Here is a 16,009-nt window from a genome sequence, read left to right as displayed (position 1 = left end):
CCCCTCAGCCCGCGAACGCGGCCTTGGCCTCGCTGAACAGCGCCTTGGCGGCGTCGGCCGGCTTGCTCTTGCCCTGGGCGACCTCACCGCCGATGCGCAGGAACGCCGCCTCGATGACGTCGGCGCCGGACGGGTGCGGGGTGATCTTCCCGAGGACACCGGCCTTGGCGACCTCGTCCTCGTAGGCGGCGACGCCCTTGTTGTTGGGGTCGGTCGGCGTGAAGGCCTCGTACTGCTCGGTGGTGGCGAGGAGGCCGCGGTCGTAGCCCATGATCTTGCCGACCTCGGGGTCGTGGACCATGAAGTCGATGAACTGGGCGGCCTCCTTGGGGTGCTTGGTCCCGGAGAAGGCGCTGAGCATCAGCGAACCGAGGTACTGGCCGGTGTCCTTGCCGTCCGTGGTGGGGATCGGCGCGAGCCCGTAGTCCGACTCGCCCTCGCCCTCGTAGCGGATGGAGAAGTTGTCCCAGGTGAACTCGGACGCGGCGAGCCCGGCCGACAGACCCGACTTGGGCTTGACCTGCTCGATCTTCTTCGGGTCGGCGACGAGCCCGGACTTCACGCGCTTGTAGCCGTCCTCCCACCACTGCGTCAGATCGTCCTCGGTGAAGCCGAGAGCGGAGTCGGTGAAGAAGGCCTTGCCGTTCTGCCGCAGATACAGGTCGTAGAGGTACATGATGCTGAAGTAGCCGGTGTCACCGGCGATCTTCAGCTTGTCCTGGATCGTCTGCAGCGCGTCGAAGTACTCGTCCCAGGTCCAGCCGAACTTCGCCTCCACGCCGGCCTTCTCGAAGGCCTTGAGGTCGATGACGAGGGCCATGGTGTTGGCGCCGACGGGTATGCCGATCTGCTTGCCGTCGACCTGACCGTTCGCCAGAACGCCGTTGCGGAAGTTCTCCAGGCTCAGATTCCCCGCGTCCGCCTGGGACTTGAGATCCATCAGAACACCGCGCTTGTCGTACTTGCGCAGGAAACCGACCGCATTCTGGAAAACGTCCGGCGGATTTCCGCCGGAGGCCTGGGTCTGGAACTTCTCCCAGAACGCCTCGTAGTCGGTGAATTCGGGCTTGATCTTGATCTTCGGGTACTTCTTCTCGAAGAGTGCGATCGTCTTCTTGATGGCGATGGTGCGCGGCTCACCACCCCACCAAGCGTAACGGAGCGTCACCGTCCCGTCTCCGGAACCGCTCCCACCCCCGCACCCCGTGGTCGCGGCCAGCCCGAGCGTGGCCGCCGTCGCTCCGGCCGCCTTCAGGATCGTTCGCCTCTCAACATTCCTGCTGGTTCCCACAGTCGGGCCCTCCCCGCAGCGTCATTGCCGCTTGCATGAATCGTTTCAAGAAAGCGCTTGCTGGCACAAGGTACGAGGGGGCTGAGGGAGCGTCAATGATTCGGACAGGAATTTCTTGCGCGGCGACTCGGGGGCGCAGCCAGCACACGGCGGCGGCCTGGGGTGACGCGGGCGGCCAAGCCCCAGGTGAGAGGCGTGCGTTCGCCCCGTCGAACCGGTGGGTGGCGCGGGGACGGCGGGACGGAGCGACGGAAATCCGCCGGTGGGGCGGGGACGGGAGACGGGCGGACGGACCCGATGTGGGCAGGGAGGAGGGAGGGATGCGGCCCGCCGGCACGGCGGGGGTGGCGACGGACCGGCGGCGGGTCGAGGTGGCCGAGCCGCGCGGTGAGAGGCCGGGACGCGACGGTACGGCGACTGCGTACCGTCACGCTTCGTCGACGGCCGGATGAGCACGGCGGAGGCGCCGCCGGTCGCCGTGATCATGCACAGATGACGGTGGCCCGTCCGCGATATCGCGGACGGGCCACCGTTCCGGGGTGGGCGATACTGGGTTCGAACCAGTGACCTCTTCGGTGTGAACGAAGCGCTCTCCCACTGAGCTAATCGCCCGGGCGCAGGAAGAACATTACCCCATGTCAGGGGGTGCCTGTGACCAGGTCCGCCCGGACCCCGCGCCTCCGTCGAAGATCGACGGGAGATCCACCGGAGATCACTGGTCCTTGATGTTCCAGGGCATCTCGAAGCCGAACTTCCACACGTAGACGCCCAGCAGAACGCCGATGATCACCAGGCCGATCGAGGTCAGGATGATGTTGCGGCGGCGCACCTTGGGATCGAGGGCGCGCGCGGCGGCCTCGGTGACCTTGCGTTTGGTCCAGCGCAGCACCAGCTGGGCCCAGACGAACTCGGTCGCCCAGATCGCCATGCCGCCGAAGATCACCACCCAGCCGGGTCCCGGCAGCGGCAGCATGATGATGCCGGCGCCCACCACGGCCAGGCCGATGACGAAGACGCCGACCTGCCAGCTCAGGTGCAGCGCTCGGCGCGCCTTGACGAACTCGGGGGCCCTGGAGCCGAGCCCTTGGTCCTGCGGCTCCTCCGCCGCTCCCCCCGCCTTCGTCCCGTCCGCCGCCATGGCCACCTCGCCAGGCTCGTTACTCCCCGTATTCATACACCCAGACCCTACCTGAGAGATTCCAGTCACCGGAATGGTGGTACTACGCGAACGGGCTCTCGGCCGGAAGAGTTACGTAAAGGCACGCAAAACACTCAGAGGGGTTTACAACGGCACCGTAGGTGGCATGTCGATTTCGCCGACGTGCGAATCCCCGAGCGCACACTGAGCGAAAGGCCCTGGCGCTTATGAACACCACGGTCAGCTGCGAGCTGCACCTGCGCCTCGTTGTGTCGAGCGAGTCCTCCCTGCCTGTCCCCGCAGGCCTGCGGTACGACACGGCCGACCCCTACGCCGTGCACGCCACCTTCCACACCGGAGCCGAGGAGACCGTCGAGTGGGTGTTCGCCCGCGACCTCCTCGCCGAAGGCCTGCACCGACCCACGGGAACCGGCGACGTCCGCGTCTGGCCGTCGCGCAGCCACGGTCAGGGCGTCGTCTGCATCGCCCTGAGCTCCCCTGAGGGCGAGGCCCTGCTCGAGGCCCCGGCGCGGGCCCTGGAGTCCTTCCTGAAGCGGACGGACGCGGCCGTGCCTCCCGGCACGGAACACCGCCACTTCGACCTCGACCAAGAGCTCTCGCACATCCTGGCGGAAAGCTAGGCGAGGCTCACACCGAGCCGCCCGGCGCCGTCCACTCGGGGAGACGGCTCGGGCCACGACCAACGCAGAGGGAACGCGCCGACGCCGCACCACGGCCTGCCGTGGTGCGGCGTCGGCGCGCGCACGCGACCGCGTCACGGGAAGCCGGGGCCGGGAGCCCCGTGGCTTCCGCGCGTGGGGCGGCTACCATCGGCCAGCATCGGCGGGCGTCCGCCCGACCCTCAGGCCAGGGAGCGAAACGTGCTGATCACCCACGACACCCGGTGTGCGCTCGATGCCGTGGTGGATCTGGTGAACACCGCGCCGGAGGACGAGACCTCCCCGGACGCGCTGGCGGACGTCGACGCTCTCGCGGAGTTCGTACGACGGCACGACATGAGTGACGTCGGCGTGCTCTCCGAGTTCGACCTCTCCGCCGTACGCAAGATCCGCGGGCGGTTCGCCGGGATCTTCGCGGCCCGGGACGCCCGGACCGCCGCCGGTCTGATCAACGAGCTGGTCGCCGCCGCCGGCACCACGCCCCGGCTCACGGACCACGACGGTTACGACTGGCATGTGCACTACTTCGCGCCCGGCGCCTCGGTCGCGGACCATCTGGCGGCCGACTGCGGCATGGCGCTGGCCTTCTTCGTGGTGGCCGGGGAGCAGGAGCGGCTGCGGCGCTGCGAGGCCCCCGACTGCCGGCGCGCCTTCGTCGACCTCTCCCGCAACCGCTCCCGCCGCTACTGCGACAGCCGCACCTGCGGCAACCGTCTCCATGTGGCCGCCTACCGGGCACGGCGCAAGGAAGCGACGGGCTGACGGGCCCGGCCGGGGTGCGTACCGAGGGGTGGTTCCTCGATGCCGACGCGGCCCCGGCGGGTGGCGCCGGGGACCGCGGGTACGGCTCAGAGCAGCAGCAGATCATGCAGCGAAGCAATGAGCAGCAGACACCCGATCACCGCAAGGAAGATCATCAGCGGTGGCTGGGAAAGGGCGAAGAGGCAGCCGCGCGGCTCTTCCTGAGGCGGCGCGGTGTCGCCTTGTTTCATGTCCAGCATCTCGGGGCGATGATGACGCAGGCCAGGCGTCCGGCGCGATCAACGCGCCCGGAATGAGCGGGTGTTCGCCGTATTCCGCAACGTCGCTTTCAAGCCGTGATCGTTTCCGCGCGCCGACGGGCCGACTGTGTCGTTTCAACCGTCGGGCCACCGTCGTGGAGGTGCCGGGGGCGCGGCAGCCGCGGGCCGTGCCCCTGGCAGGGGCGCGGCGTGGCTCAGGCGTTCCCCGGCTTCATATCCCGTGCTTCTTCAGGATCGCCTCGATGTCGCTGAAGTCGTCCGCGTCGCCCTTCGCGCGCGGGGTGGATGCGGGGCGGGACGCCGGGCGGGGCGCTGCCGGGCCCAGGGAGGGCGCCGGGGCGGCCGGGGTCACGGCGTCCGTCCGGGCGGAGCGGGCTGCCGCCCTGCGCTCCTTGCGAGTGCCGCGAGTGCCGCCCCGGCGGCGCTCCACGGCGCGGGTGGTCGCGAAGAGGGCCCAGGCGACGCCGAGCACGGCGAAGCCGGCCCAGGCGGTGGGACTGAAGGCGGTGTCGGCCAGCCACTCGACGACGCCGGTCATCACGAGCCCGAGGGGGACGAGCGCGTAGGCGGCGATGCGGGCGGCGGACAGGAAGCGCTTGCGGTAGGCCGTGACCGCCGCGATGCCCAGGCCGGCCGCGGCGACGGCGGAACAGACGGTCTCGGCGATCATGCGGTCCTCCAGGCGAGGCGCTCTCGGGCAGGGACGGCGACTGGGCGCCTCGACGGACGGGCGCTTCGTCCCTTCCATCCTGCACCTTTGGACCGCTCCCGGGCCATGTTCCGACCGGACATCAGGGACATCTCCGGGTCGGCTCCTCCGCAGGTCCCGGTCGGGGCCCCCGCGCCGTCCTGCGGGAGGCGCAGGCGGGCCGGGCGAGGGACAGCCCGCACGGAAGGGGGGCTGCCGGCACGGGTGCGGGAGCCGGCCACGACAGTGGTCCGGATTGGGGTGGGTGGGGGCGGGCTGGGAGACTGGTGGCATGAGTGACTCCTCCTCGGCCTCCGCCTCCGCGTCCGCCCCGGCATCCGCCCCTCCCGCCGTCGTCCTGGACGTCTGGTGCGAGCTGCAGTGCCCCGACTGCCGCGGCGCCCTCGACGACCTGCGTGCCCTGCGCGAGCGCTACGGCGACCGCCTGGAGCTGCGGCTGCGGCACTTCCCGCTGGAGAAGCACAAGCACGCCTTCGCCGCCGCGCAGGCCGCCGAGGAGGCCCTGGAGCAGGGCAAGGGCTGGCCGTACGTCGAGGCCGTGCTGGCCCGGGTCGAGGAGCTGGACCGTGCGGGAGAGTCCTTCCTGGTCGAGGTCGCCCGTGAACTCGGTCTGGACGCCGAGGAGTTCGACACCGCGCTGATCGACGGACGGCACATCCTGATCGTCGACGCCGACCAGGCCGAGGGCAAGGCGATCGGCGTCACCGGCACCCCGACGTACGTCATCGGCGGCGAGCGCCTCGACGGCGGCAAGAGCCAGGAGGGCCTGCGCGAGCGCGTCGAGGAGATCGCGGACCGGCTGCTGGCCGGGGCGGGGTGAACCGGGAGCCTCAGAGCAGGTTCTTGTACATCGAGTAGCCCACGGTCACGTACCCGAGCGACGCGTACAGCCGCTCGGCAGGTGTGTTGCCCGCGAAGACGTTGAGGCCGAGCACCCGCCTGCCGGCGGCCACCGTCCGGTCCTCGGCCAGCAGCATCAGGGAGCGGCCGTGCCCCCGGCCGCGATGCTCCTCGTAGGTCTCGACGTTGAAGACGAACGCCTTGTCGTCGGCGAAGGCCAGCCACAGGTCGCCGACCGGGGTGCCCTCGTGCTCCAGGACGCAGATCAGTGTGTTCTCCGAGGCCAGGCCCCGGGGCAGCGACCGCGCGTAGTCCTGCAGTGCCTTCGTCCGCGCGAGGGCCTCGGGCACGTCGCGGTCGATCCAGTCCTGCGCGTACTCCGCGATGCCGCGCTCGTGCCACGGGCCGTACTCGGCCTCGGTCATGGGCCGGCTCCGGCTGCCCTCGGGCAGGGCGGGCGCGGCGGCGCCGAGCTGCTTCTCCATGCCGCGGTTGCGGTGGACGTAGCCGAGCGCCGTGGCGAGGCGCAGCGCGGCCGCGGCGTCGCCCGGCACCCTGATCTCGATCTGCCGGCAGCCCCAGCCGCGCGCCACCTCCTCGGCGGCGAGCGCGGCCACGGCGCCGCGGCCCCGGCCCCGGTCCGGCTCCTCGATGTGCAGGTCGTCGATCCGGGCGACGGCGGGCCCGAAGCGCGGATCGGTCGAGAGGCTGACGGCTCCGACGGGGCGGCTGTTCACGCACACCTGGTAGTGGCGGGACAGGGACCCGTCGGCGGCGCGCTGTAGCGGCTCGGTCGGCCGCAGTGTGGTGGTCATCAGGGGGGTTTCTACCCGTCGTACGCCCCGCAGTCAGCTCGTTTTTCCGCTGCTTCCGCGTCCCCGCTCCGGCCTGGCCGTGTCCGCGACGTCCCGCCAGCCTCGCGACGCCGGCACGCCCTGGGTCGTGTCCGCGAAGTCCCGCCGTTCGCCCGCAGGGCGGGCCTCGCGGCGTCGTGGGGCCCCTCCCGCGCGAGCGAAGCCGAGCGTGGGGGAGCGTGCTCCCGGCGTGCCGGGCGGACGGCCTCGTACTGGGTGTACTCGGGCTTTCGCCCGGTGCGGCGAGAGCACGTGCCGGGCGTCGCGAGGCAGGCGGGACTTTGCGGACACGGCCTAGGGGTCGAGGTCGTCCCCCGCGCGCTCGTCGAAGATCCGCATCGCCTTGGCGGTCACCGGGCCCGGCGCTCCGGGCAGTTCGCGGGTGTCGACGCGGTGGACGGCCTGGACGTCGCGCAGGGTGGAGGTGAGGAAGACCTCGTCGGCGCGCTCCAGCACGTCGAGCGGGAGGTCGGTCTCCTTGGCGCCGGTCCACTCGACGGTGAGTCGGCGGGTGATGCCCGCGAGGCAGCCGGAGGCGAGCGGCGGGGTGTGGATCTCGCCGTCCAGGACGACGAAGACGTTCGACCCGGTGCCCTCGCAGAGCTGTCCGACGGTGTTCGCGAACAGGGCCTCCGAGGCGCCGTGCTCGTGGGCGCGGGCCAGCGCGACGACGTTCTCGGCGTACGAGGTCGTCTTGAGGCCGGTCAGCGCGCCGCGCTCGTTGCGGGTCCACGGGACCGTGATCACGGCGGTGGAGTCGGGGCGGCGGGTGGTCTCCCCGAGCGCGACGACGAGGGTGGGGCCGCGGTCGCCGCGGTCGGAGCCGAGCGGGCCGTGACCGCCGGTGTAGGTGATGCGCAGCCGGCCGAGCGGCATGGGGTTGGCCTCGAGGACGGCGGCGCAGGCGCGGCGGACCTCGTCGTGGTCGGGGTCCGGCAGGCCGAGGCCGCGCGCGGAACGGGTCAGCCGGTCGAGGTGACGGGTGAGCGCGAACGTCCTCCCCTCCGTCGCCTTCACCGTCTCGAAGATGCCGTCGCCCACGGTCAGGCCGTGGTCGAAGACGGAGACACGGGCGGAATCGATGTCCTGAAGCCCGCCGTCGAGCCAGATCTTCACGTCAGGGTCCCTTCACTCACCTCGTACGTTCCCGACGCTACCGCGAGCAGTCGCGCGGCCTTCAGCTCGGTCTCCCGCCATTCCGCCTCGGGGTCGGAGCCCCAGGTGATGCCGGCGCCGGTGCCGAAGCACAGCACGGCCGTGCCGTCGGGGCTCCGGTCGATCCAGAAGGTGCGGATGCCGACGGCCAGCTCGGCCGTGCCCCGGTCGGCGTCCACCCAGCCGATGCCTCCGCAGTACGGGCCGCGGGGTGCCGTCTCCAGCGCGTCGATGATGCGCAGGGCGCTGGACTTGGGGGCGCCGGTGACGGAGCCGGGCGGGAAGGCGGCGTCGAACAGTTCGGGCCAGCCGGCGTCCTGGCGCAGCTCGCCGCGGACCGTGGACACGAGATGGACCAGCCCCGGGTGCTTCTCGACCGCGCACAGGTCGGGCACGGTCACGCTGCCGGTGGCGCAGACCCGGCCGATGTCGTTGCGGACCAGGTCCACGATCATCACGTTCTCGGCGTAGTCCTTGTCGAGGAGGTCCGCCTCGGTGCGGCCGGTGCCCTTGATCGGGCCGGACTCGATCATCCGTCCGTCGCGGCGGAGGAAGAGCTCCGGGGACGCCGTGGCGATCTCGACGCCGTGCGCGGGCAGGCGGATCGTTCCTGCATACGGTGCCGGGTTGCCGCGGGCCAGCAGGGCGGTAAGGGCGTCCACGTCGGCGCCGGGCCCGACCGGCGCGGTCAGGACACGGCAGAGGTTCGCCTGGTAGACCTCGCCGGCCGCGATGTGCTCCCGGATCCGGCGCACGCCGCCGGTGTACGCGGCGCGGTCGAGCGAGGACGTCCAGTCACCGGCCGCGGGTCCCCGCCACTCCCCCGGCACGGGCGCGGGCACCGGTTCGTCCCGTACGTCGGCGAAGCGGGCGCAGACCAGACCGCCTTCGAAGTCGGCGCAGACGGCCCAGAAACCGGCGGAGTCGAGGGCGGCGGGGTCGCTGGTGACGTCGAGGAGACCGGTGGCGACACGGCCGCCGAAGCGGGCGAGAGGAGCGAGGTCGAGCACGGTGTCGAGTCTAGGGCGGGTGTCAGGGGGCGGTCCGGGGACGTCCCCGGCGGGGCCCTGAGCAGGTCCGCTGCACGGCGCCGGGCCGACCGCCGCAGGTCCGCCGCAGGTCCGGGCGGGGCGGCAGGGGCGCACGCTGCACAAACGCGTTTTTGTACTGGCCCAGGAATCCGCTAGAGTTCAACTCGTCGCCGGGACGCGAGAGCCGACCGAAACGACAAGCGGACGTAGCTCAGTTGGTAGAGCGCAACCTTGCCAAGGTTGAGGTCGCGAGTTCGAGCCTCGTCGTCCGCTCGAAGGAAGAAGGGGTCGTCCCGATCCCCTACACTCCTGGTGGAGTGGCCGAGAGGCGAGGCAACGGCCTGCAAAGCCGTCTACACGGGTTCAAATCCCGTCTCCACCTCCAAGGACGATTAGCTCAGCGGGAGAGCGCTTCCCTGACACGGAAGAGGTCACTGGTTCAATCCCAGTATCGTCCACTGGATCTTCCAGCACGTACGGCAAGATCCGCACCCGCGCGATTAGCTCAGCGGGAGAGCGCTTCCCTGACACGGAAGAGGTCACTGGTTCAATCCCAGTATCGCGCACGCAGTGTTCGTGGTCTCAGGATCACGGTCCCGAGGACGATTAGCTCAGCGGGAGAGCGCTTCCCTGACACGGAAGAGGTCACTGGTTCAATCCCAGTATCGTCCACCCACCGAAACCCCCGGCCGTCTCGTACGGCCGGGGGTTTTCGCTCGGGTCAGCTGGAGAACAGCATGTGGCCGAAGCTCTTGTGGCGGTGGTGACCGCCGTAGTGCCCGCCCTGGTGGCTGCCGTGGCCACCGTGCGGGGCGCCCCAGGCCGGGGCGGCGGGAGCGGCCGGGTACGCCTGCGGGGCGGGCGGCGGGGGCGCCGGCTGGGACCACTGGGACTCCAGGCGGGTCAGCGCCTCCAGCTCGCCGTAGTCCAGGAAGATCCCCCTGCAGTTGTTGCACTGCTCGATCTGGACACCATTGCGGTTGTATGTGTGCATCTGGCCGTGACACTTCGGGCACTGCATGATTCGGCTCAACTCCTCGCCGGTCGGTCCTGTTTCGCGTACCGCCAGGACAGACTCTGTCCGGCTGCGGTCGGTTGCACCCTACTTCGCCGAACTTGACGCCAACTGCGGAGGGACGGAACTCATCCGGGCGCAGGCGTCGACCAGCAACTGTTCGACCTCGTCGAGCGGGCGGTGCTGTGCGATCGCCTTGGTCACCGCCCGGGCGGCCGTCTGGACGGTGAGGGCGCGGGCCGGGACGTCGAGGGCGGGCCAGGGGTCGCCGTCCGCGGGGACGGCCGGGCCGCCGGCGGCGCGGTAGGCGGTCAGGAAGCGGGTCCACTCGTCCGGCGGGAGCAGGCCGCAGGCGTACCAGGCGGCCGGGCGGGCGAGGTCCCAGGCGGGGACGCCGACGCCGAGATCGTCCACGTCGATCAGGCGCCAGGCGCCGTCGGGGGCGGGGTGGCGGACGAGTTGGCCGAGGTGCAGGTCGCCGTGGCAGAGGGTGGTGGTGTCGGGCATGGGGGCTTCGGCGCGGGCCCAGGCGGGGAGGGTGGTCCAGGCGCGGAGGAGGGGGGCGGTGGCGGGGTGCGGGCGGGCGGCCTGGAGGCGGGCGACGGCCTGGGCGGCCTTGGCGGGGCCTCTCATCGGGGGGAGGACGGGGGTGGGGGGCGGCTCGCAGGTGCGGGTCGGGTCGGGGGCGGAGGCGGAGGTAGGGATGCGGTGGAGGTGGGCGAGGAGGGTGGCGGCTTCTTCCCAGGGGGCCGCGTCCGGGTCGTCCGGGTCCACGGGGGTGCCGTACGGCCAGAACGTGATGAGGCGGCCATGGAGGGCCGTGGGGGTGGGCGTGAGGGGAGGGAGGAGGACGTCCGGGTGGCGGGTGGCTACGGCGAGGCGGGGGGTGAGGTCGGCGGGGGTGGTGGTCGGGGGGTGGGCCTTGGCGACGGTGTCCGCGTGGCGTACGACGGTGGCGTCGGGGCGGTGGGCGAGGGTGCCGGTGGTGCAGGGGCAGGTGGGGGTGGGGGTACGAGTCCGTACGCCGGCGCCGGCGCCGGTGTCGGTGTCGGGGACGCCGTTCGTGTCGGGGGCGAGGGAGGGCGCGTGGGCGTGGGCCTTGGCCTTGGCTCGGGCGGTGAGGGCGGAGAGCAAGGGGGTGGCGGTCACGGGGCTCCCTGGGGCGGTGCGGGGTCTGCTGGTGAGGGTACGAGGTGTCTCGCCCCCGCCGCCCCTCCCCTTCCCGTCCCCCAGGGGCTCCGCCCCTTCGACCCCGGCCGGGGCTCCGCCCCCGCCCCGCGGGAGGCTCCGCACCCGCCCCCCTCCGCCCTCGCTCCGCGACGGGGCTCGACCCCGGACCCCGCTTCGGCCCTGGACGGGCCTCGTCCTCGGACGCCGGACGGGCTGGAAGAGATGACCTGTCCTGTCAGGTGGAGCCGGGGACATGGCAATGCCGGCGCAGCTCCCCAGCTGCGCCGGCATTTTTGCCGTCCGCCGTACCCCCGTCCCCACGGGGTTTCATGGGTGGATGTCCCCGCCCGGACCGCTCTTCCGGGCCTGGGGTCGCCGCTCAGCGCCCCAGCATCACGCCCACGGACGACGCCTGAGTGGCCACTGTCTCCCAGCCGTCGAAGACGAGGAGGAGCAGGGCCGCCAGGGGAAGGGCCATGAGTGTCGCCACCAGGGGGTGGCGGCGGCCCGTGCGGCGGTTTCGGGTGCGGAACTGTGTCCGCGGTGCCGTGTGGGCCATGGTCCCTCTCCTGACCGTCTCGTTTGTCGTTGGCAGCGGCGGGTGCCTGACCTCGGGGGACGAGTGCTGCACCCGCCGCTTGACCTCAAATCTAGGCGTGGGGCGGGCGCCGGGCGTCATGCCTTCGTATCGATTGCCGGGCCTCCCGGAGGATGAGCCATGACCTGCGGAGTACTCCCCTGGGTGGAGACGGGGTCCTAGGTCTCAGGGTCTTCCCGGAGAGGGTGTCCGGTGCGGGTCGTTTTTTCCGACCGGTCCTCCCGCGGGACGGGCTGTTCGACCAGGGCGAGGACCCTGTTCGCCATGAAGCGGGCGGTGCGCACCACCGTACCGTTCCGAGTGACTTCGCTCACTTCCACCACCCCCCGCCGGACCGCCGTCTCCACCCTGCGGCCCGCTCTGCCGGCGACCACCTCATAGGTGCGCGTCGTGTCACCGGCGTCCACGACTATCTCGACCCGATCACCCTTCACCGATTCAATCCCCCTTCTGCGAGAGGTGGTTGAGGTCACAAGCTCATCAAGGTCCGCCTGTTCCCAGGCTCTCTGACCACTCTTCAAGTCTCCCACCCGGCACTGACAATCGATCGGGAGCAGAGGGCGCGGCCTCTGCGCGCGAACGGCCGTGGAAACGTAAGCTGTGGCACGTCACACGGACCGGGCAGCGGGGATGAACATGGCGATGATGCGCCTGAGGCGCGAGGACCCGCGCGTCGTCGGCTCGTTCAGGCTTCACCGACGGCTCGGCGCGGGCGGAATGGGCGTCGTCTATCTGGGCTCGGACAAGAAGGGGCAGCGCGTCGCGCTGAAGGTGATCCGGCCCGACCTCGCGGAGGACCAGGAGTTCCGTTCGCGGTTCGCCCGTGAGGTGTCCGCCGCCCGGCGGATCCGGGGCGGGTGCACGGCGCGGCTGGTCGCGGCCGATCTCGACGCCGACCGGCCCTGGTTCGCCACGCAGTACGTGCCCGGGCCCTCCCTCCACGACAAGGTCAACGACGAGGGCCCGCTCGGCGCGGCCGAGCTCGCCTCGATCGGGGCCGCCCTGTCGGAGGGGCTCGTCGCCGTCCACGAGGCCGGGGTCGTCCACCGGGACCTGAAGCCGTCCAACATCCTGCTGTCGCCGAAGGGCCCGCGGATCATCGACTTCGGCATCGCCTGGGCGACCGGAGCCTCGACGCTCACGCACGTCGGCACGGCGGTCGGCTCCCCCGGCTTCCTCGCGCCCGAGCAGGTGCGGGGCGCCGCGGTCACGCCGGCCACGGACGTGTTCTCGCTCGGTGCCACGCTCGCGTACGCCTCCACGGCCGACTCGCCCTTCGGGCACGGCAGTTCCGAGGTGATGCTGTACCGCGTGGTGCACGAGGAGCCCCATCTGAACGGCGTGCCCGACGCGCTGGCCCCGCTGATCCGGGCCTGTCTGGCGAAGGACCCCGACGAACGGCCCAGCACGCTCGATCTCTCGCTGCGGCTGAAGGAGATCGCCGCCCGCGAGGCGCAGGGGACCGGCGATGCCCGGCCGCCCGTGCCACGGGCCGCGGAGGCGGACCGGCCCACCGGACGTCTCGCCGGCTCCAGTTACCCGGAGCGCACGCTGCGCCGGCCGGGCGGGCCGCACACGGGCTCGGGTTCCGGCTCGGGCTCGCGCTCGGGCTCCGGATCGGGTACTCCCCCGCCCCGGGGTGGCGTGCCGTCCTCCCGGGGGGCGGTCCCCTCCCGGGGCGGGGTTCCGTCGCGGGGAGGCAGTGCCTCACGTGGGGGCGGTGCCTCGTCGTCGCGGTCCGGGAGCCGTCCCGCTCCCGCCTCGCGCAACAGCCGTCCCGGCGGCAGCGGCAGCCGGCCGGCGCCCCGCAGCGGGGCCGGGCGGCCCGGGCCGAGAAACACGGGGACCGGCCGACGGCCCGCCAACCCGCGGCTGCTGCGCCAGCGCCTGTTCGTCTTCGTCGTCGTGACGCTGCTCGTGGCGCTGGGCATCGGCATCGTCCAGGGCTGCCAGGGCCCGGACCGTGGCCTCGGCGGCGGGGACGGCGTCGTACGGCAGCAGCAGTCGCAGCCGGAGGTGCTGCCCGGCCGGGCATAGGACCTGCCGCGAAAGCGGCGTCGTCGCCCGACGGCAGGCGGGGCGGGCAGCCCCAGGGGCCCGTCGTTCGGATCGGGCCGCAGGAAGGCGACGGTGCCGTCCGGCCGACCCGAGCGGGGCCCGGTACGTGCGGCTGCGAGGCGGAGGAGGGCTTCGGCGCGGAGCGTCGGCAACCGACGACAACGCCGCCGGGGTCCCCTCCCCTCCGGGGGAGGGCGTGCCGGGCCCCTAGCTCCGGGGGCGCCCCGTGGCCACGGCGTAGAAGGCGACCGCCGCGGCCGCGCCGACGTTGAGCGAGTCGACGCCGTGGGACATGGGGATGCGGACCCATTCGTCCGCGGCGACCAGGGCCTGGGTGGAGAGTCCGTCGCCCTCGGCGCCGAGCATCAGGGCGACGCGGTCCATCCGGTGCGGGGCCGCCTCGTCGAGGGAGCGGGCCTTCTCGTCCGGGGTGAGGGCGAGCAGGGTGAAGCCGGCCTCGCGGACCGAGTCCAGACCCTTGGGCCAGGTGTCCAGCCGGGCGTACGGCACCGAGAAGACCGCGCCCATCGAGACCTTCACGCTGCGGCGGTAGAGGGGGTCGGCGCAGTCCGGGGAGAGCAGGACCGCGTCCATGCCGAGGGCGGCGGAGGACCGGAAGATCGCGCCGATGTTCGTGTGGTCGTTGACCGATTCCATGACCACGACCCGGCGTGCGGTCTGCAGGAGTTCGGCGGCCGTCGGGAGCGGCTTGCGCTGCATGGAGGCGAGGGCGCCCCGGTGCACGTGGTAGCCGGTGACGCGTTCGGCGAGCTCCGGGCTGACGGCGTAGACCGGGGCCGGGAGCTCGTCGATGACGTCGCGCATGACGTCGACCCACTTGGCGGAGAGCAGCATCGAGCGCATCTCGTACCCGGCGTCCTTGGCCCGTCTGATGACCTTCTCGCCCTCCGCGATGAACAGGCCCTCGGCGGGCTCGCGCTTGCGGCGCAGCTCGACGTCGGTCAGGCCGGTGTAGTCGCGCAGGCGCGGGTCGTCGGGGTCCTCAACGGTGATGAGATCGGCCACAGGGTGATACTGCCTTGTCCAGGGTGCGGTGCCAACGGCTGGGAACGGGTTGTGTTACCCGGGGTTACGCAGACGTCCGGGGGCCGACGGTGACGACCTCGCCGATGACGATCACCGCAGGGGGTTTGACCTCCTGCGTCCGCACGGTCTCGGCGACCGTCTCCAGCGTCGCGTCGACCCGCCGCTGGGCGGCCGTCGTGCCCTCCTGGACGAGCGCGACGGGGGTGCCGGCCGGTTTGCCGTGCGCGACGAGCGTCTCGGCGATCTTTCCGATCTTGTCGACGCCCATGAGGATCACGAGGGTGCCAGTGAGCTTGGCGAGGGACGCCCAGTCGACCAGGGAGCGCTCGTCGTCGGGGGCCACATGGCCGCTGACGACCGTGAACTCGTGGGCGACGCCCCGATGGGTGACCGGGATGCCGGCCGCGCCCGGGACCGAGATGGAGCTGGAGATGCCGGGGACGACGGTGCAGGGGATGCCGGCCTCGGCGAGGGCGTGCAGCTCCTCCATGCCGCGGCCGAACACGTACGGGTCGCCGCCCTTGAGGCGGACCACCGACTTGCCCTGCTTGGCGTGCTCGATCAGCGCGTTGTTGATGGCCTCCTGGGCCATGTAACGGCCGTACGGGATCTTCGCCGCGTCGATCACCTCGACGTGCGGGGGGAGTTCGGCGAGGAGGTCGCGGGGCCCGAGGCGGTCGGCGATGACCACGTCGGCCTCGGCGAGGAGTCGGCGCCCGCGGACCGTGATCAGGTCGGGGTCGCCGGGCCCGCCGCCGACGAGGGCGACGCCGGGGGTGCGGGTGCGGTGGTGCGGGGCGACGAGCGTGCCGTCGCGGAGGCCCTCGACCACCGCGTCGCGGATGGCGGCGGTGCGGCGGGGGTCGCGGCCCTTGGCCTCCGTGGTGAGGACGGCGACCGTGACGCCCTCGCTGGTGCCGGTGGCCGGGGTCCAGGCGGTCGCCTGGTCGGCGTCGTCGGAGCGGACGCACCAGACGCGGTGCGCCTCCGCCTCGGCGGAGGCCCGGGTGTTGGCCTCGGCGTCGCTCGTGGCGATGAGGGCGTACCAGGCGTCCGCCAGGTCGCCCTCGGCGTACGGGCGCTGGTGCCAGGTGAGTTCGCCCGCGTCCGCCATGGCCTCGACGGAGGGGGTCGCGTCCGGGGAGACCAGGTGTATGTCGGCCCCGGCCGCGATCAGCGCGGGGAGGCGGCGCTGGGCGACCTGGCCGCCACCGAGGACGACGACCCTGCGGCCGGTGAGGCGGAGGCCTACGGGGTAGGCGGGGTGTTCGGCCATGAGGGGCGGCTCCTCTCTACGGCGTGCGGGGCCCTGACGTGCGGATTTTACGGCGCGGGCGGGGCGGACGGGTTCGGTGTCCGATGGCTGGGCAGCGTTGCCGGTGCGCGGGTGGGGCGGTGGTG

At 72.2% G+C, this 16,009-nt stretch carries 17 protein-coding genes and 6 tRNA genes; 9 read left to right on the top strand and 14 right to left on the bottom strand.

The window, feature by feature from the left end:
- Positions 1-4 precede the first annotated feature (4 nt).
- From ACFY2L_RS31110 to ACFY2L_RS31100, 3 genes are all read right to left on the bottom strand, one after another.
- Positions 5-1,291: an ABC transporter substrate-binding protein gene (locus tag ACFY2L_RS31110; RefSeq protein ID WP_390824036.1), complete on the bottom strand. Its 1,287-nt coding sequence runs from the start codon at positions 1,289-1,291 to the stop codon at positions 5-7.
- A 540-nt stretch (positions 1,292-1,831) separates the two neighbouring features.
- Positions 1,832-1,903: transfer RNA gene (locus tag ACFY2L_RS31105), tRNA-Val, on the bottom strand.
- A gap of 100 nt (positions 1,904-2,003) precedes the next feature.
- Positions 2,004-2,465 carry a TIGR02611 family protein gene (locus ACFY2L_RS31100; protein ID WP_390660878.1) on the bottom strand — a complete coding sequence of 154 codons (462 nt, stop codon included), beginning with the start codon at positions 2,463-2,465 and terminating at the stop codon, positions 2,004-2,006.
- Positions 2,466-2,656: 191 nt separating this feature from the next.
- Here ACFY2L_RS31100 and ACFY2L_RS31095 point away from each other — a divergent pair, with 191 nt between their 5' ends.
- Together ACFY2L_RS31095 and ACFY2L_RS31090 are read left to right on the top strand one after the other, a co-directional pair.
- On the top strand, positions 2,657-3,070 hold the full coding sequence (locus tag ACFY2L_RS31095; RefSeq protein ID WP_004002642.1) for an SsgA family sporulation/cell division regulator: 414 nt from the start codon (positions 2,657-2,659) through the stop codon (positions 3,068-3,070).
- Between the two features lie 240 nt (positions 3,071-3,310).
- Complete coding sequence (locus tag ACFY2L_RS31090) at positions 3,311-3,871, top strand: CGNR zinc finger domain-containing protein (protein WP_390660877.1); 561 nt, start codon at positions 3,311-3,313, stop codon at positions 3,869-3,871.
- Positions 3,872-3,957: 86 nt separating this feature from the next.
- Here ACFY2L_RS31090 and ACFY2L_RS31085 read toward each other — a convergent pair whose 3' ends face one another.
- Positions 3,958-4,110, bottom strand: a complete 153-nt coding sequence (locus ACFY2L_RS31085) for a hypothetical protein (RefSeq protein ID WP_390660876.1) — start codon at positions 4,108-4,110, stop codon at positions 3,958-3,960.
- A gap of 232 nt (positions 4,111-4,342) precedes the next feature.
- A complete protein-coding gene (locus tag ACFY2L_RS31080; RefSeq protein ID WP_390660875.1) occupies positions 4,343-4,801 on the bottom strand; it encodes a hypothetical protein in 459 nt (152 codons plus the stop codon).
- Positions 4,802-5,111: 310 nt separating this feature from the next.
- On the opposite strand from ACFY2L_RS31080, the gene ACFY2L_RS31075 reads away from it, so the two are divergent.
- Positions 5,112-5,660, top strand: coding sequence for a DsbA family protein (locus tag ACFY2L_RS31075; RefSeq protein WP_390660874.1), 549 nt, complete (start codon positions 5,112-5,114; stop codon positions 5,658-5,660).
- Positions 5,661-5,670: 10 nt separating this feature from the next.
- Here the strand turns inward: ACFY2L_RS31075 and ACFY2L_RS31070 are convergent, their stop codons facing one another.
- From ACFY2L_RS31070 to ACFY2L_RS31060, 3 genes are all read right to left on the bottom strand, one after another.
- Positions 5,671-6,498, bottom strand: a complete 828-nt coding sequence (locus ACFY2L_RS31070) for a GNAT family N-acetyltransferase (RefSeq protein ID WP_390660945.1) — start codon at positions 6,496-6,498, stop codon at positions 5,671-5,673.
- 330 nt (positions 6,499-6,828) lie between these two features.
- A complete protein-coding gene (locus ACFY2L_RS31065) occupies positions 6,829-7,650 on the bottom strand; it encodes an aminotransferase class IV (protein ID WP_390824035.1) in 822 nt (273 codons plus the stop codon).
- On the bottom strand, positions 7,647-8,699 hold the full coding sequence (locus ACFY2L_RS31060; RefSeq protein ID WP_390824034.1) for a chorismate-binding protein: 1,053 nt from the start codon (positions 8,697-8,699) through the stop codon (positions 7,647-7,649). The genes ACFY2L_RS31065 and ACFY2L_RS31060 overlap by 4 nt, the downstream gene beginning before the upstream one ends.
- Before the next feature lie 221 nt (positions 8,700-8,920).
- On the opposite strand from ACFY2L_RS31060, the gene ACFY2L_RS31055 reads away from it, so the two are divergent.
- The 5 genes from ACFY2L_RS31055 to ACFY2L_RS31035 all read left to right on the top strand — a co-directional run bounded on the left by ACFY2L_RS31055 (position 8,921) and on the right by ACFY2L_RS31035 (position 9,392).
- Positions 8,921-8,993, top strand: a tRNA-Gly gene (locus ACFY2L_RS31055).
- Between the two features lie 38 nt (positions 8,994-9,031).
- Positions 9,032-9,105: transfer RNA gene (locus ACFY2L_RS31050), tRNA-Cys, on the top strand.
- A 1-nt stretch (position 9,106) separates the two neighbouring features.
- Positions 9,107-9,178 (top strand) — tRNA-Val (locus tag ACFY2L_RS31045).
- 36 nt (positions 9,179-9,214) lie between these two features.
- Positions 9,215-9,286: transfer RNA gene (locus tag ACFY2L_RS31040), tRNA-Val, on the top strand.
- Positions 9,287-9,320: 34 nt separating this feature from the next.
- Positions 9,321-9,392: transfer RNA gene (locus tag ACFY2L_RS31035), tRNA-Val, on the top strand.
- Between the two features lie 49 nt (positions 9,393-9,441).
- Here the strand turns inward: ACFY2L_RS31035 and ACFY2L_RS31030 are convergent.
- From ACFY2L_RS31030 to ACFY2L_RS31015, 4 genes are all read right to left on the bottom strand, one after another.
- Entirely contained in the window at positions 9,442-9,741 is a 300-nt protein-coding gene (locus ACFY2L_RS31030) for a zf-TFIIB domain-containing protein (protein ID WP_390660871.1), read from the bottom strand.
- 81 nt (positions 9,742-9,822) lie between these two features.
- Positions 9,823-10,884: a phosphotransferase gene (locus ACFY2L_RS31025; RefSeq protein ID WP_390824033.1), complete on the bottom strand. Its 1,062-nt coding sequence runs from the start codon at positions 10,882-10,884 to the stop codon at positions 9,823-9,825.
- Positions 10,885-11,284: 400 nt separating this feature from the next.
- On the bottom strand, positions 11,285-11,464 hold the full coding sequence (locus tag ACFY2L_RS31020; RefSeq protein ID WP_390660869.1) for a hypothetical protein: 180 nt from the start codon (positions 11,462-11,464) through the stop codon (positions 11,285-11,287).
- Positions 11,465-11,661: 197 nt separating this feature from the next.
- Positions 11,662-11,937: a hypothetical protein gene (locus ACFY2L_RS31015; protein WP_390660944.1), complete on the bottom strand. Its 276-nt coding sequence runs from the start codon at positions 11,935-11,937 to the stop codon at positions 11,662-11,664.
- Between the two features lie 196 nt (positions 11,938-12,133).
- Here ACFY2L_RS31015 and ACFY2L_RS31010 point away from each other — a divergent pair, with 196 nt between their 5' ends.
- A complete protein-coding gene (locus ACFY2L_RS31010; RefSeq protein ID WP_390660943.1) occupies positions 12,134-13,540 on the top strand; it encodes a serine/threonine-protein kinase in 1,407 nt (468 codons plus the stop codon).
- A 228-nt stretch (positions 13,541-13,768) separates the two neighbouring features.
- Here the strand turns inward: ACFY2L_RS31010 and ACFY2L_RS31005 are convergent, their stop codons facing one another.
- Both ACFY2L_RS31005 and cobA read right to left on the bottom strand, forming a co-directional pair.
- Positions 13,769-14,587 (bottom strand): TrmH family RNA methyltransferase, encoded by an 819-nt coding sequence (locus tag ACFY2L_RS31005; protein ID WP_390660868.1) that lies wholly within the window; start codon positions 14,585-14,587, stop codon positions 13,769-13,771.
- Positions 14,588-14,651: 64 nt separating this feature from the next.
- Positions 14,652-15,884 (bottom strand): uroporphyrinogen-III C-methyltransferase, encoded by a 1,233-nt coding sequence (gene cobA, locus ACFY2L_RS31000; protein ID WP_390660867.1) that lies wholly within the window; start codon positions 15,882-15,884, stop codon positions 14,652-14,654.
- Between the last annotated feature and the right edge of the window lie 125 nt (positions 15,885-16,009).

This window comes from Streptomyces sp. NPDC001381 (genome assembly GCF_042895685.1).
GTDB lineage: Bacteria > Actinomycetota > Actinomycetes > Streptomycetales > Streptomycetaceae > Streptomyces.
Note: the sequence above shows the minus strand (reverse complement) of the source record. Positions and strands in the feature narration are given on the sequence as shown.